General features: G+C 55.3%; 16 protein-coding genes. 7 read left to right on the top strand and 9 right to left on the bottom strand.

Going from position 1 to position 13,800, the window contains the following annotated elements; translation table 11 throughout:
• Positions 1 to 2 precede the first annotated feature (2 nt).
• Together PH7735_RS12060 and thyX are read right to left on the bottom strand one after the other, a co-directional pair.
• Positions 3 to 290: a hypothetical protein gene (locus PH7735_RS12060; RefSeq protein WP_058311618.1), complete on the bottom strand. Its 288-nt coding sequence runs from the start codon at positions 288 to 290 to the stop codon at positions 3 to 5.
• 117 nt (positions 291 to 407) lie between these two features.
• The gene (gene thyX / locus PH7735_RS12055) at positions 408 to 1,310 is read right to left on the bottom strand and encodes an FAD-dependent thymidylate synthase (RefSeq protein ID WP_058311617.1); all 903 of its coding nucleotides are present in this window, start codon (positions 1,308 to 1,310) and stop codon (positions 408 to 410) included.
• A 200-nt stretch (positions 1,311 to 1,510) separates the two neighbouring features.
• Here thyX and PH7735_RS12050 point away from each other — a divergent pair, with 200 nt between their 5' ends.
• The 4 genes from PH7735_RS12050 (at position 1,511) to PH7735_RS12035 (ending at position 4,979) form a co-directional block, all read left to right on the top strand.
• Complete coding sequence (locus tag PH7735_RS12050) at positions 1,511 to 2,413, top strand: hypothetical protein (protein ID WP_058311616.1); 903 nt, start codon at positions 1,511 to 1,513, stop codon at positions 2,411 to 2,413.
• Positions 2,343 to 3,779 carry a tetratricopeptide repeat protein gene (locus PH7735_RS12045; protein ID WP_145865323.1) on the top strand — a complete coding sequence of 479 codons (1,437 nt, stop codon included), beginning with the start codon at positions 2,343 to 2,345 and terminating at the stop codon, positions 3,777 to 3,779. The genes PH7735_RS12050 and PH7735_RS12045 overlap by 71 nt, the downstream gene beginning before the upstream one ends.
• A 70-nt stretch (positions 3,780 to 3,849) precedes the next feature.
• Positions 3,850 to 4,278, top strand: coding sequence for a VOC family protein (locus PH7735_RS12040; RefSeq protein WP_058311614.1), 429 nt, complete (start codon positions 3,850 to 3,852; stop codon positions 4,276 to 4,278).
• 2 nt (positions 4,279 to 4,280) lie between these two features.
• Complete coding sequence (locus PH7735_RS12035) at positions 4,281 to 4,979, top strand: DUF1194 domain-containing protein (protein ID WP_058311613.1); 699 nt, start codon at positions 4,281 to 4,283, stop codon at positions 4,977 to 4,979.
• 61 nt (positions 4,980 to 5,040) lie between these two features.
• On the opposite strand, the gene PH7735_RS12030 is transcribed toward PH7735_RS12035, so the two are convergent.
• From PH7735_RS12030 to PH7735_RS12020, 3 genes are all read right to left on the bottom strand, one after another.
• A complete protein-coding gene (locus PH7735_RS12030; RefSeq protein ID WP_058311612.1) occupies positions 5,041 to 5,538 on the bottom strand; it encodes a MarR family winged helix-turn-helix transcriptional regulator in 498 nt (165 codons plus the stop codon).
• Between the two features lie 93 nt (positions 5,539 to 5,631).
• Positions 5,632 to 5,892: a succinate dehydrogenase assembly factor 2 gene (locus PH7735_RS12025; RefSeq protein WP_058311611.1), complete on the bottom strand. Its 261-nt coding sequence runs from the start codon at positions 5,890 to 5,892 to the stop codon at positions 5,632 to 5,634.
• The gene (locus PH7735_RS12020) at positions 5,885 to 6,310 is read right to left on the bottom strand and encodes a helix-turn-helix domain-containing protein (protein ID WP_058311610.1); all 426 of its coding nucleotides are present in this window, start codon (positions 6,308 to 6,310) and stop codon (positions 5,885 to 5,887) included. The genes PH7735_RS12025 and PH7735_RS12020 overlap by 8 nt, the downstream gene beginning before the upstream one ends.
• Positions 6,311 to 6,395: 85 nt before the next feature.
• Here PH7735_RS12020 and PH7735_RS12015 point away from each other — a divergent pair, with 85 nt between their 5' ends.
• Positions 6,396 to 7,598 carry a pyridoxal phosphate-dependent aminotransferase gene (locus PH7735_RS12015; protein WP_058311609.1) on the top strand — a complete coding sequence of 401 codons (1,203 nt, stop codon included), beginning with the start codon at positions 6,396 to 6,398 and terminating at the stop codon, positions 7,596 to 7,598.
• 9 nt (positions 7,599 to 7,607) lie between these two features.
• Positions 7,608 to 8,027, top strand: coding sequence for a hypothetical protein (locus PH7735_RS12010; protein WP_058311608.1), 420 nt, complete (start codon positions 7,608 to 7,610; stop codon positions 8,025 to 8,027).
• Between the two features lie 12 nt (positions 8,028 to 8,039).
• Here the strand turns inward: PH7735_RS12010 and hisI are convergent, their stop codons facing one another.
• Positions 8,040 to 8,399, bottom strand: a complete 360-nt coding sequence (gene hisI, locus PH7735_RS12005; protein ID WP_058311607.1) for a phosphoribosyl-AMP cyclohydrolase — start codon at positions 8,397 to 8,399, stop codon at positions 8,040 to 8,042.
• A 67-nt stretch (positions 8,400 to 8,466) separates the two neighbouring features.
• Between hisI and PH7735_RS12000 the strand changes: the two genes are divergently transcribed.
• On the top strand, positions 8,467 to 8,916 hold the full coding sequence (locus PH7735_RS12000; RefSeq protein ID WP_058311606.1) for an iron-sulfur cluster assembly scaffold protein: 450 nt from the start codon (positions 8,467 to 8,469) through the stop codon (positions 8,914 to 8,916).
• A gap of 228 nt (positions 8,917 to 9,144) precedes the next feature.
• Here PH7735_RS12000 and PH7735_RS21170 read toward each other — a convergent pair whose 3' ends face one another.
• The 3 genes from PH7735_RS21170 to ligA all read right to left on the bottom strand — a co-directional run bounded on the left by PH7735_RS21170 (position 9,145) and on the right by ligA (position 13,740).
• Entirely contained in the window at positions 9,145 to 9,267 is a 123-nt protein-coding gene (locus PH7735_RS21170; RefSeq protein WP_267885809.1) for a hypothetical protein, read from the bottom strand.
• 109 nt (positions 9,268 to 9,376) lie between these two features.
• Positions 9,377 to 11,467, bottom strand: a complete 2,091-nt coding sequence (gene recG / locus PH7735_RS11995) for an ATP-dependent DNA helicase RecG (RefSeq protein WP_058311605.1) — start codon at positions 11,465 to 11,467, stop codon at positions 9,377 to 9,379.
• On the bottom strand, positions 11,464 to 13,740 hold the full coding sequence (gene ligA, locus PH7735_RS11990; RefSeq protein ID WP_058311604.1) for an NAD-dependent DNA ligase LigA: 2,277 nt from the start codon (positions 13,738 to 13,740) through the stop codon (positions 11,464 to 11,466). The genes recG and ligA overlap by 4 nt, the downstream gene beginning before the upstream one ends.
• Positions 13,741 to 13,800 lie beyond the last annotated feature (60 nt).

Here is a 13,800-nt window from a genome sequence, read left to right as displayed (position 1 = left end):
TATCAGCTACATCCTTTGGTGCCCGCAGGGCACGACGGTGCCGGCGAATAGCTGCGCGCAGGCGCTTGGCTGTAGGTTGCATTGGGTGTTCCACAACAGATCACACCACCAAGAGTGACCGGCTGAAGCCCTTGGGGGCAATAGTTGGCAGAGGCTGGATAGGCTTGGAACAACACACCTTCGGGCTGGTTGACCGGGCCGATCTTAGGTGCGTTGCTGCTCCATGTCTGGGACATGGCAGGCGCAGCAGCAAGAGAGAGTATCGCGGCAAACTTTAGAAACTTGGACATTGGGAATCCTTCCCATTTTCAGGACAAAAACCTTGGTTAATGCCCTGAAGCTACGAATTTTGTCCCAGATCTGTCAATTTCCATAACGAGAACGCATCGTTCCCGAAATGGAAACAGTTAGCTGATCATGTCTTGGAACTCGCGCCATTCGCGTGCGCTCATGCCTGTGCTTTCAGCGGTGACCTCTTCCCCTTTGAGCATCAGGCGCAAGGCAACCATCATCTGGGCCGACATCGTGACGGCCCCCATGCGATAGTCTTCAAACGCCTTGTAGGCCGCCGGAGCCCAATCCGCCACGACCTGACAAATGGCGTCGGCATAGACACGGATTTCATACTGGGCGTGGGCATCCGCGCGCAGGCGCAAGAAGTGCAACAAGTTGTGCAGATCCACTTTCCAGTACCACTGGGTATAGATGTTGGCAGGCAGGTTCATGCGCGCCAATTCACGTGCAAGACCAATCCCGTCTTCGTCGATCATGTTCTGATAGTTGTCATAGCACCGTGCGGAATCGGCCTTGAGCACCTCAAGAACCTGCGCCGTTTGCTCGGGGCTAAGAACTTCGCCGCGGCCTTGATTGTTCACCACAGACTGTGCGTTGATGTGTTCCGGCGCGGGGATATAAAACTCGCGATCAAGAATGGAATAGCGTGCCGAATACTCGTTCACATTGGCGGTCCGGTGACGAATCCACTGGCGCGCCACAAAAACCGGCAGTTTCACGTGCAGTTTGATTTCACACATTTCAAAAGGCGTGGAATGCCAATGACGCATGAGATAGCGGATCAGCCCCTCATCGTTTTGAACCGATTTCGTCCCCTTGCCATAGCTGACCCGAGCCGCCTGACAGATCGCTGCATCGTCGCCCATATAGTCGATAACACGTACAAAACCGTGGTCCAGAACAGGTATCGCCTTGTAAAGGTGCTTTTCGATGCCATCGCTCACAACCCGCAGAGTTGGGGTCGGAGATGAGCGGAGTTCGTCAATTTCGGCCTGTTGTTCCGGGGTGAGCGACATCTAAGCGATTCCTTCGGGATTTTTGGTACTTTCGCGACACTATATCTTGTGATGCGGCTGCAATGGAACACACGAATTTGGCGTTCTTGTCGCAACACCTGTTTTTCACCTGCATGCACAACGTTGACTTTTGCCCCCCTGTGATCGATTCTGCATGAAATAACCCGGAAAACCGGGCTTAGCAGTATTGAGGCAATACGATGATCCGTTCTTTTGTGTGCATGGCCGCAATGGCCAGCCTGACTGCCTGTGGTGGCTCGAATCCGTTCGCGGAGGAAACCGATGATGACACAGAAATTACCGTGCCCGAAGAACTGGCCGGAAATCTGAAGTCTGTTTCGTATAATGCAACTGACCAGACCCTGTCCGCCGAGATTTATGCGCTGGATTCCACGCCGGTCACCGTTGTGTACGCACGGGATTCTGCACGCGATATTGGCACTTACGAGGCCTACAGCGTTCAGGAAGACAGCCTTGATCGCTTTTTTGTCGCCATGGTTGGGGAAAGTCAGGATGGATCGGTTCAGGCCGGATTCGTCGGCGACGGCGGCCAGTTCAACCGGGTTCTTCAAGGCGCCTACTATGAACGCAACGGCACTTTCGATGCACCGCCTATTGGCACCGGCCCCGCAGCCGGTCAGGTTTCTTATGCGGGCGATTATGCCGGCATCTTGAATGGCGGCCCCAATTCCGCGGACGCCCCCAATGTGGATTCGTCCATTCTTCCGGGCGAACCCTATTTGGTGAGCGGTCAGGTATTTCTGAATGCGAACTTTGCAGATATGGCCGTCAACGGTGGCGTCTATGATCGCCAAATCGTGCTGTCCACGCCATTTGAACTTGAAGATATCTCTTTGATCGTGACCGATATTGCCGCTGATGGCAGCTTTTTCGGGGACGTCGAAGTACATGGCATCATCGAAAGTGACAAAGGCGACTATGGTGGTGTCTTCGGTGGCTCAGACGCGGCGGCCGTTGCCGGCATCATAAGCATGTCCGACTTTACAGATAATCTGGATGACGAGACCGAGTATGGTTTCTTCGTTCTCACGCAATGTGGTCTCGATGGTGATGCCGCAATTTGCGACAATGCTGCGCCGTAGGCTTCTCGGACTGGTCTTTAGCCTGTGCGCTGGTGTGGCCAGCGCACAAGGGACACCCAGTCCAACGCTAACCAAATCCCAAGCGCATCAGGCCCTCTCTTACGCTTTGAAAACAAATCAGGCGGACGCGGCCTATCGATTGGCGTTGGGCCTTTTGAACCATGACCCGACAGACCCTGCCGCGCATTATGCCCTTGCTCTGATCTTTACGGGCGCAGGCGACACAAAGGCGGCGCGCAAGGCATCGCGGGCGGCCTTTCGGTTTTCGCGTACCGATTTACAAAGCTATTCCTCCGCCAATCTTAGCGCGCGTCTTGCGGTAAAAGACGAACGCTTTACACAAGCACAATACTGGTTGCGACGTGCGCACACCAACGCCCCCGGTCAGGTCCAGCGCAATGCCGCCGTTCAATCCTTTAGGCAGGTGCGCGCCAGAAACCCTTTGAAGTTCAAACTTTCCGGATCAATCAGCCCGTCCTCAAACGTCAACAACGGGTCTTTGTCCCGCAACATGATCATTGACGGCGTGCCCGCGATCGGGGTGAACGTCGGGGATGCAATGGCCCTGTCCGGCATCGAAGCCATGCTGAACGCTGCGGTCAGCTATCGCATATCTGAAAACGAAAGCAGTGAAACGCGTCTTGTCGGACGGGTCTTCACACGGCATGTCACCCTGTCGGACGATGCCAAAAATCTGGCACCCGCGGCCTCCGGATCCGATTACGCCTTCACCGTTCTGGAAGGCGGCGTGCGCCATGCCTTTCGTTTGAAACCCAAAGGGGCCATCTGGTCTTTGGGCGGCGTGGTTGGCAAAACGTGGTATGGCGGCGATCCGCTGCATGACCTGTTTCGTCTCGAAGGCGGTTGGGGCTGGAGCCCTGCAAAGGGACGCCGCCTGTCGTTCAAGGCGATCAATGAATGGCGCCGCCCGGACAATGCACCGGACACGCGCGATATCTATTCCAGCCTCGGGGCCAGCTATTCACACACGCTTCAAAGCGGAAACCGGCTGACCACGGCGCTCAGCCTCAGCCAAACAGACGACGCCAACCCCGTGTTTTCCTCACAGGGGGCGGTTGCCCAGATTGGGTACAGTTTTGGACGTGCCTTTGGTCCTGTCAAATTAAGCACATCGTTCAAGGTGGGTGTGAGCGACTATCCGGATTATCGGGTCGGCTTCATCACCGTTCCGGGGGGACGCAAGGATACCTCGGTTGCAGGTGAATTCGAACTGATGTTCCACAAAATGCACTATGCCGGCTTCGCCCCCACGATGACCTTTCGCGCGTTGCGCACGGATTCAAATGTCAGCCGCTTTGAAACGGAACAATTGTCTTTAACCTTCGGCATTCGTTCCTCGTTTTAGAGGGTGACGGCTCGACAATCCGTCGCAGGGTTCTCATACTTCGACGAACAAGCCATCGAGGGAGCAACCGATGCAATTGAAATATCTTCACACCATGGTCCGTGTTGCGGATCTTGAAAAATCCATGGCCTTTTATGCACTTTTGGGCCTGAAAGAAACCCGCCGCTGGGATCACGAACAGGGGCGTTTCACCCTTGTTTTCATGGCCCCCGAAGGACAAGAAGACTGCCCTGTCGAACTGACTTACAATTGGGACGGGGACGAAGGTCTGCCCAGCGACTCGCGCCATTTCGGGCACCTCGCCTATGAAGTCGACAATATTTACGAGGCCTGCCAGCACCTTATGGACAACGGTGTAACCATCAACCGCCCGCCTCGCGACGGTCACATGGCCTTTGTGCGCTCTCCCGACAATATATCGATCGAGCTTTTGCAAAAGGGCGACTCTCTTGCGCCGCAAGAGCCCTGGGCCAGCATGGAGAACACTGGCCATTGGTGAACATGCGCCATCTTGCGTGTTTCATAATTCTGGGTGCGGCTTCAGCCGAGGCCGCACCCCACTGCCGTCAGGCGCTGGCCCTTGGATTGGATGTCTCGGGGTCCGTTAATGCGAGCGAATATCGTCTTCAGCTGGACGGGCTTGCGAGCGCGTTAGAGTCGAGCGAAGTTTCAAACATTCTGATTGGTCCGCCCGACTGGCCCGTTCGGATCACGGTTTATGAATGGAGCGGCCCACGTGCTTTTAACCGCAGGGTTGTTGTCGACTGGCTGGAAATTCGTAATCCAGAGGACTTGGCACAATTAACGAACCAACTGCGTTCAACAAAACGCCGTCCCGCTGATCCGTCTACCGCGCTCGGGGCCGCAATTGAATTTGGCGTTGGGCATTTGTCGCAACAACGGGATTGCCCCAAACGTACACTGGATATTTCCGGAGACGGAAAATCCAACACGGGCCCACGACCCAAAGATATTGTTTTGCCGGACTGGGTTACGATCAACGGGTTGGTCGTGTCAGGCCCTGAGCAGGGTGGCACGACATCCACTGCGGAACTGACGGCGTATTACATGGCAAACGTATTGCATGGACCGAGCGCATTTCTGGAAACGGCAGCGGGTTTCGCCGACTATGAACGCGCCATGAAACGTAAACTCCTGCGAGAGTTGCAGGGCATGTCGATCTCGTCCCTACAAGAATAAAAGCGGGCACCCGCACTCACCAAACAGACTTGTGCGCCATGACTTCGGGTGCCCTAGCGCCCTAGTAAATATAGCGGATTTGATCCGTCCAATACCGCTCGACCCGTTTCAGGGCAAAGGTGATGCTTTCAATCCCTTCCGGATTGAGAACGCCTTTGGATTGCAAGCCTTCTGCGTGGCGCTCGAACAGGCCATTCACGATATCGCGGATTTCGCGGCCTTTCTGCGTCAGGCGCACACGCACGGACCTTCGGTCAATTTCGCAGCGTTGATGATGCATATAGCCCATATCAACCAGCTTTTTCAGGTTATAGCTGACATTGCTGCCCTGATAATACCCGCGCGATTTAAGTTCGCCCGCGGTCACTTCGTTGTCGCCGATATTAAACAGCAACAACGCCTGCACGGCATTAATATCCAGAATACCGACCCGTTCGAATTCGTCCTTGATGACGTCCAATAACAAACGGTGCAATCGCTCGACCAACGCCAGCGAATCCAGATAACCGATCATAAACCCCTTTTCCGAGGTCGATCCCACTGACGCGTGAATACTCATCTTAGTCTCCGACATTCATTCGTTTCATCGGAAACTGACGGCAAAAAACCAAGAATCGGTTAAGTGGGGCGAAGACCGCTAAAATGCGAACGATTAAGTGCGATTAAAAGTCAGAGAGATGTCATGCACCAGCGCGCGAAACTTCTCGGGCGTTTCGACCTGTCCGGTGACCCATTGATAGAGGTCCTGATCGTTTTCATAGAGCAGCGCGTCATAGAGTGTGAGCGCGGCATCATCCATGTCTTCGAGATGGTCCTTGCAAAATTGCTGCAGGATCAGGTCCATTTCACGGATTCCCCGATACTTTGAACGCATCCAGATTCTCTTGAGACGGTTTTCGTGGGTCTCATTCATTCGGAGTGGCCTCATACACTTTTTGGCGCAGGCGTTTTTCAAGACGCGCAAGCTGATCCAGATTGTTTTTCATTTGCGTGCGGATATCACGAACCTCTAGCAAGAGACCGGAAAGATCCGACAACTCGGCCTCTTCGTCTCCGGGCGCCGTGGACACCCCTTCGCCCTCGCCCATCAGCAACCACACAACAGATACATTCAGCAAACCTGCCATCATCTGCAGTTTGTTTGCGCGGGGCTCGCTAAAGTCATCTTCCCAGCTGCGCACCGTCGAAAGCTTCACGCCAAGGCGCTTGGCAAACTGGCCTTGAGACATCTGTGCGTAACGGCGCGCCGCGGCAAGTCGATCACCGAAAGTTGCAACATCTTCACCATACCAGTAGTCCTGATAGTCCTCATCGGTAAAATTATCGGCCATGCTGCTTCCTTCTTGAGCTTCCCGCTTGATCGGGAGTTGTCGGCACCCTAAGACATGGCTGCATTGAATACAAACGAGGCCCGCCATGACTTTCTTGTCCGCGACACTATCTCGCGTAAAACCTTCGCCAACTATCGCTGTGACAACCAAAGCGGCCGAGCTGAAGGCCGCTGGGCGCGACGTTATCGGTCTTGGCGCAGGTGAACCCGACTTTGACACCCCCCAGAACATCAAAGACGCGGCCGTTGCGGCCATTGCGGCGGGAAAAACAAAATACACGGCTGTTGACGGTATTCCCGAACTCAAGGCTGCGATTTGTGCAAAGCTCAAGCGCGACAACGGGTTAGACTATGCCCCCAATCAGGTCAGCGTCGGAACCGGTGGGAAGCAGATTCTCTATAACGCGCTGATGGCGACTCTCAATCCCGGAGACGAGGTCGTGATCCCTGCCCCGTATTGGGTGAGTTATCCAGACATGGTGTTGCTGGCTGGCGGCGAACCCGTTATCGCGGCGGCTTCTCTTGAGACGAACTTCAAGTTGACTCCAGAACAGCTCGAGGCCGCAATCACACCCAAAACCAAATGGCTGATCTTCAACTCGCCCTCGAACCCGACCGGCGCCGGTTACAGCCGGGAAGAACTGAAGGCGTTGACAGATGTGCTCATGCGTCACCCACATGTTTGGGTCATGACTGACGACATGTACGAACATCTTGCCTATGACGACTTCGAATTCTGCACCCCTGCCGAGGTCGAGCCTGCCCTTTATGGGCGCACGTTGACCTGCAACGGTGTCTCAAAGGCCTATGCTATGACAGGTTGGCGGATCGGATATGCGGCTGGTCCCGTCGAAGTGATTGCAGCCATGCGTAAGATTCAGTCCCAGTCCACATCCAACCCTTGCTCCGTAAGCCAATGGGCAGCCATCGAAGCCCTGAACGGACCCCAGGATTTTCTGCCGACAAACAACGAAGTTTTCAAACGGCGTCGTGATCTGGTGGTATCCATGTTGTCGGACATCGACGGCGTGACATGTCCTGTGCCCGAGGGAGCATTTTATGTCTATCCTTCGATTTCCGGGCTGATTGGCAAGACGACGCCAAACGGAACCGTCATCGAAAATGACGAGGCATTTGCCACCGCATTGCTGGAAGAAGCAGACGTGGCCGTTGTTTTTGGTGCGGCATTCGGGCTTTCGCCAAACTTCCGTGTAAGTTACGCTACCTCTGACGAAGCTTTGAAAACTGCGTGTACCCGCATTCAGAAGTTCTGCGCTTCTTTGACGTGAGAGGTTTAAATGTCGGCTGATCTACCCGAATACTATTTTCGCGTGCGCGAAAACGGCGCCCTGGCGTATCGCGTAGACACCGAAAACCGTCAACGCCGGATCGACATGGACCAGATCGCCGTTGTGAATATTCGTAACGGCGAAATCAAACCCCATGGCGACCGGGTGCTTTCGGAAAGAGACCTCGACGTGATCCGCGACTGGATGGCAGAACGCCAAGAGGTTCTGGCCTATCGTGATATCGACGATATTTTGCGGTCGGTTGATCACATGAACCTGACGGCGCAATGGGCACAATCGCGGGCGACCGAAGAACAGCTTGAAGAAGTGACCGATGCGCTTCTTCTGGCGATGCATGATTTGCGCACCGTTCTTGTCCGCAAAAAAGCGGATCGTTTGATGAAGGCCAACCAGTCCAAGGCTGGTTGACATTATTCTCTATCAAACCATCGGTTTCATGAGTTCAACTTCTTCACCGTCCCGTACCGCCGAATAGAAACAGCTGCGGCGGTTGGTATGGCAGGCCGGACCGGTTTGGTTCACGGTCACAAGCAGGCAGTCGCGGTCACAATCGACCCGAAAATCAACCAGTTCCTGCACGTGGCCCGAGCTTTCGCCCTTGATCCAGAAAGATTGACGCGAGCGCGACCAATAGGTCACCCGCCCGGTGTCCAATGTACGTTGAACCGCCTCTTCATTCATCCAGGCCATCATCAGGACGTCACCGTTTTCTGCATCCTGTGCAATCGCCGGAATGAGACCCGCTTCGTTGAACTTCAAGGTTTTGGGATCAAATTGCATAACAGAATTCCTTTGCATCTGCGATCTTGCCCTCTATCTAGTAAAGACACGTCAAAGGGAACATCGGATGTCCGAAAACGATCTTATCAAGCTGTATTCCGGGCGCATTTTGGCGCTGGCCGCTGAGATTCCGAATACAACACGCCTGAGCTCTCCGCAGGCGACGGTAAAAAAGCGTTCGCCGCTTTGCGGCTCAACTGTCACGGTTGATGTGGCCGTCGAAGACGGGCGTATTGTGGCGTACGGACAGGACGTGAAAGCCTGCGCTCTTGGACAGGCCGCCGCATCTGTTGTGGGGGCCAATATCATCGGACGCAACCGTGCTGAACTCGAAGCGGCGCGTGAGGGTCTGAAGGGGATGCTGAAACAGGACGGACCTACCCCGCCTGCACCGTTTGATGGGCTCGAAGTGCTGCGCCCCGCGCGGGACTACAAAAACCGCCACGCGTCGATCATGCTCGCTTTGGATGCCGCAGTAGAGGCCGTGGACCAAGCAGAGCAGGCCAACTGCGCCTAGACCGCTTTCGGCCTTACAATCATCTGGTTTTACAAGAAAAAACCGCCGCGCTTCTGGCAGGAAGGCGGCGGTTAAGTTGTGTATGACGATGTGGGACCCGGTAAGCTTCGGTGAAGGGGGATGAGGCAGTCCCTTCAAAAGACCATAAGACAGGCAGTGTCAGTCGCTTCGCATCAAAGTGGGGACAGGATGCTGGAAACTTTCCGGCACCATCATACAGGCAGAAAATCAGGCAAAGACGGGCACGTGCAGAACAACAACCATCATAACCACAAGCGCAACAGCGCCAATCGCATCTTGCACCAGCGTGTCGCCGGAATTGCGAAGAACGGATTTGATTTGGTTCATCATGGGGTGTCTCCTGCTCAATCTCTTCTTTGTTGCCCCTTTGTTCTCACATGATTCAGATTCTGTAAAGAACTTTATGAGAACATTAGCGAACAAAATAGAACGAAACGGGCTAACCCACTGAAATCAAACGAATGGCTTGATCCTGTTCCATGAGCCACAAAAGAACACGTGCCGCCTGTCCACGCGGGGATTCCAATGCCGGATCATCGTTCAACAGTTTTCTGGCATCGCTTTGCGCAATCGACATCAAGGCGGTCTGGTTTTCCATATCGGCCACGCGGAACCGTGGCACACCGGATTGGGCTGTCCCGATCAGGTCACCTGTTCCACGCATTTCAAGATCGGTTTCCGCGATCCGGAACCCGTCTTCACTCTCTCGTAGGGTGGTCAGGCGTTTTTCACCGTTCTGACTAAGAGGCGCCTGATACATCAACAGACAGGTCGACGCCTGAGACCCTCGTCCGACACGGCCGCGTAACTGGTGCAACTGTGCAAGGCCAAAGAACTCGGCCCGTTCAATCACCATAATGGTTGCATTGGGCACATCAACCCCGACCTCGATCACGGTAGTCGCAACAAGAACCTTGGTCTCGGCATTTTGAAAGGCCCGCATGGCGGCATCTTTGTCGGCCGGAGGCATTTGCCCATGTACCAGGCCAACCACACCTTCCCCAAGGGCCGCGCGCAGATGTTTGAAACGCTCTTCGGCTGCCGTCAGATCAACGATCTCGCTTTCATCCACCAAGGGACACACCCAGTAGGCTTGTTTGCCTTCCGAGACCGCTTTGCGCAAATGCTCGATGACTTCGTCTATACGCGAGGTCGAAATCAGGGCGGTCTTGATAGGCTGCCTTCCCGGTGGTTTTTCGTCCAGAATCGAGACGTCCATATCACCGTATTGCGCCAGAGCGAGCGATCTCGGGATTGGCGTCGCCGTCATCACCAAGACGTCTACACCAGCGCCCTTCTTACCCAGTTCGAGACGCTGACGCACACCAAACCGATGCTGTTCGTCAATAATGGCCAGCCTCAGATCCTCGAAATTCACATCCTGCTGAAACACCGCGTGTGTTCCCACAAGGATTTGAATATCGCCGTGCGCCAAGGCCTCGAGCTTTGCTTTACGTTCTTTACCTTTGTCCCGGCCGGTCAGGATCTCGAGCACGACGCCCGCACTCTCGGCCAGGGGTCGCAGGCTTTGAAGGTGTTGTCGCGCAAGGATTTCCGTGGGGGCCATCATGACGCCCTGCCCGCCCGCCTCAACAGAAACCAGCAAGGACATGAACGCCACCAGTGTTTTGCCCGCACCAACATCCCCCTGCAACAAGCGGTTCATCCGCAACGTTTTCGCCATGTCCCGAGAGATGTCCTCAATGGCGCGCTTTTGGGCTCCGGTTGGCGTATAGGGCAGTTCGGACAAGACCTTGCGCTGAAGCTGTCCTGTTGCTTCGCTGATGATACCTTTGGCCCGTTGCAGCTTAGATCGTGCCAAGGCAAGGGTCACTTGATGGGCAAAAAACTCGTCATAGGCCAGACGTTCGCGCGCCGGTGTTGCTGCCCCCAGATCCGAGGACGATTGCGGGCAATGAGCCTGCGAAATCGCATCCGCCCAATCAGGCCACTTTGCCTGAGTTTTTTGAGTGGGATCAATCCATTCATCAAGTTCGGGCACACGCGTCAGCGCCGATTGAACCGCTTTGTGCATCGTCTTGAGCGTGACGCCGGCCGTCAAAGGATACACCGGCTCAAAAGCGGGAATGTCCGATGCGTCTTGGTCGGTCACAATATGGTCTGGGTGCACCATTTGCGGCACCCCATCAAACAATTCCACCTTGCCAGAGATAATCCGCCGTTCACCTTCGGGCAAAACACGCTGCAGGTAATCACCACGTGCATGAAAGAAGACCAGCTGAAACGTCGTTTGTGCGTCTTCGACCGTGATCCGATAGGCGCCCCCGCGGTTGCGCGCGGGGCGATGGGTGCCGATCAACACATCCACCGTCACCACTCCGGGCAGATCCGCCTCCAACACCGAGTCTCGCAAGCGCCGGTCCACGCCGGAATAGGGCAGCGTGAACAACAGGTCGCGCGGCTTTTCGATATCAATTTGACCCAAGTTTTGCGCAACTTTTGGCCCCACCCCCGTCAGGGTGGTCACATCCGCAAAAAGCGGAAACAGGATCTCGGGTCTTCCGCTCATAGGCCTTCGATCAACGCCAACCACGCGTCCTCGTCGATCGTTTCCACGCCCAGATCAGCGGCTTTCTTGGCCTTGGAGCCAGCCCCGGGGCCCGCCACCAGAATGTCAGTCTTGCCAGACACCGAGCCGGACACTTTGGCCCCCAGAGATTCTGCGCGCGCCTTTGCCTCGGCGCGGGTCATTTTTTCCAATGTTCCGGTAAAGACAACCGTTTTGCCTGCTACAGGGCTTTCTGCGGCGGGCGCATCTGGTGGGATCACCGTGAGTTTGCTCACCAAACGATCAAAAGCGGCTCGCTCGTCTTGGTTGGCAAACGCATCGGACAAGGACAAGCCAAGGGTTGCGCCAATGCCATCGACACCAATCAGATCCCCCCATGCTGCGAGCGCTTCTTCAGGAACGTCACACGCGGCCATTGAGGCGGCGCGTGTTTCGGAAATGCGGGCGCGGCGGTTTTCGGATCGGGCCAACACACGTTCCTGTTCTTCCGCCTGATCCGCCGCTCGATGCGCCATCGCGGCAGGTCGTGCCATATCAACAGAATGCGCCATGCCCTCCCAGGATTGGAAATGCAGCGCAAGATAACGTGCGCCCACTTCGCCAACATGGCGAATACCCAAGCCAAAGATCAGCCGTGCCAAGGGGATGTGCCGCTTTTCTTCAATGGCTGCAAAAAGGTTGTTGGCCGAGGTCTCCCCCCAGCCTTCGCGATTTTTGAGCTGTTGAAGCCCTTCGCCATATCGGTCGCGCAACTCAAAAATGTCAGCGGGCTGTTTGATCCAGCCATCACTAAGGAACTGTTCGACCTGTTTGGCACCAAGCCCCTCAATATCGAAGGCCTTGCGGGACACGAAATGCTTCAGCTTTTCAATTGCTTGCGCGGGGCAAATAATGCCCCCCGTACAGCGGCGTACGGCGTCGCCTTCTTCACGCACCGCGTCGGACCCACATTCGGGACATGAGGTTGGAAATACAAACTTTTCCGCAGTATCAGGCCGTTTTGCAAGGTCAACATCTGCAATTTTGGGGATCACATCTCCGGCGCGATAAACCTGAACCCAATCCCCGATGCGGATGTCTTTGCCATCCCGAATGAGGGCCCCTTTGCTGTCACGCCCCTCAATATAGTCTTCGTTGTGCAGCGTTGCGTTTGACACAACAACGCCGCCAACGGTGACCGGCGTCAACCGCGCAACAGGGCTCAGGGCCCCGGTGCGCCCCACTTGAATGTCGATCGCTTCCAGCCGGGTCCAGGCCAGTTCCGCCGGGAATTTATGCGCAATGGCCCATCGCGGTGTCGTTGCCCGAAATCCCAAACGCGATTGCAGATCAAGTTGATTGACCTTGTAGACCACACCGTCGATGTCATAGCCCAGCGTCGCGCGCATTTCCTCGATCTTGCGATAATGTGTGACAAGCGCAGCGGGGCCATCACAGAGCTTTGTCAGATCGTTGATCACAAATCCATAAGACCGAAGCTTCTGGATTGCATCCCATTGGGTTTCCGCCAAAGGTGCGCTCAACTCTCCCCATGCATAGGCAAAGAAACGCAAGGGTCGTTGCCGCGTGATAGCGGCATCCAGCTGGCGCAAACTGCCCGCAGCGGCATTTCTGGGATTCGCAAAATTTGAAAGAAGTTTTTTGCCTTCAGCCGCGCGGTTCACGTTCTCGGCGTTGATCCTGTCATTCAGGCTCTGGAAGTCTTCGTGGCTCATATAAACTTCGCCGCGCACCTCCAGAATATCCGGCGCGTCGTCGATCTCTTGCGGGATGTCCGCAATGGTTCGGGCGTTTTCGGTAACGTTTTCCCCTGTTGCACCATCCCCGCGTGTTGCCGCATGAACCAAAGACCCGCGTTCGTACCTGAGAGAGAGGCTCAACCCGTCGATCTTGGGCTCTGCCGTATACGCAAGGTCTTGTTGGCGCCCCAGCCCAAGGTACTTTCGAATACGGTCATCAAAATCCGCAACATCTTCATCAACAAAGGCATTCCCCAAGGAGAGCATGGGAATAGCATGGGTGACTTTGCCAAAACCTTCTGCGGGGGCTGCCCCCACCTGTTGCGACGGGCTGTCAGCGCGCAACAAGTCCGGAAACGCCGCTTCTATTGCGGCGTTTCTGCGCTTTAACGCATCGAAACGGTCATCCGGCATGACAGGGGCATCATCACGATGATACGCGGTATTCGCCCCGGCGAGCAGTTCTGCCAATCTGGCAAGTTCAACCTTTGCCTCGGCTTCGGTCAGTTCGGAAATATCGATGTCGCCGCTCACGCCCGGCCCCTCCTGTCGCTTTACTCAAGTGATAGGCGGGAGAACTGCGGAGGTCCAGAA

It is taken from the genome of Shimia thalassica, assembly GCF_001458215.1.
Classification (GTDB): domain Bacteria; phylum Pseudomonadota; class Alphaproteobacteria; order Rhodobacterales; family Rhodobacteraceae; genus Shimia; species Shimia thalassica.
The sequence above is the reverse complement of the archived record's forward strand: the minus strand, read 5'-3'. Positions and strand labels throughout refer to the sequence as shown.

Bases quoted from the DNA above. Each gene is read 5' to 3' on its own strand.
- PH7735_RS12060 (WP_058311618.1), bottom strand. From the start codon at position 290: ATGTCCAAGTTTCTAAAGTTTGCCGCGATACTCTCTCTTGCTGCTGCG.
- thyX (WP_058311617.1), bottom strand. From the start codon at position 1,310: ATGTCGCTCACCCCGGAACAACAGGCCGAAATTGACGAACTCCGCTCA.
- PH7735_RS12050 (WP_058311616.1), top strand. From the start codon at position 1,511: ATGATCCGTTCTTTTGTGTGCATGGCCGCAATGGCCAGCCTGACTGCC.
- PH7735_RS12045 (WP_145865323.1), top strand. From the start codon at position 2,343: ATGGTTTCTTCGTTCTCACGCAATGTGGTCTCGATGGTGATGCCGCAA.
- PH7735_RS12040 (WP_058311614.1), top strand. From the start codon at position 3,850: ATGCAATTGAAATATCTTCACACCATGGTCCGTGTTGCGGATCTTGAA.
- PH7735_RS12035 (WP_058311613.1), top strand. From the start codon at position 4,281: ATGCGCCATCTTGCGTGTTTCATAATTCTGGGTGCGGCTTCAGCCGAG.
- PH7735_RS12030 (WP_058311612.1), bottom strand. From the start codon at position 5,538: ATGAGTATTCACGCGTCAGTGGGATCGACCTCGGAAAAGGGGTTTATG.
- PH7735_RS12025 (WP_058311611.1), bottom strand. From the start codon at position 5,892: ATGAATGAGACCCACGAAAACCGTCTCAAGAGAATCTGGATGCGTTCA.
- PH7735_RS12020 (WP_058311610.1), bottom strand. From the start codon at position 6,310: ATGGCCGATAATTTTACCGATGAGGACTATCAGGACTACTGGTATGGT.
- PH7735_RS12015 (WP_058311609.1), top strand. From the start codon at position 6,396: ATGACTTTCTTGTCCGCGACACTATCTCGCGTAAAACCTTCGCCAACT.
- PH7735_RS12010 (WP_058311608.1), top strand. From the start codon at position 7,608: ATGTCGGCTGATCTACCCGAATACTATTTTCGCGTGCGCGAAAACGGC.
- hisI (WP_058311607.1), bottom strand. From the start codon at position 8,399: ATGCAATTTGATCCCAAAACCTTGAAGTTCAACGAAGCGGGTCTCATT.
- PH7735_RS12000 (WP_058311606.1), top strand. From the start codon at position 8,467: ATGTCCGAAAACGATCTTATCAAGCTGTATTCCGGGCGCATTTTGGCG.
- PH7735_RS21170 (WP_267885809.1), bottom strand. From the start codon at position 9,267: ATGATGAACCAAATCAAATCCGTTCTTCGCAATTCCGGCGACACGCTG.
- recG (WP_058311605.1), bottom strand. From the start codon at position 11,467: ATGAGCGGAAGACCCGAGATCCTGTTTCCGCTTTTTGCGGATGTGACC.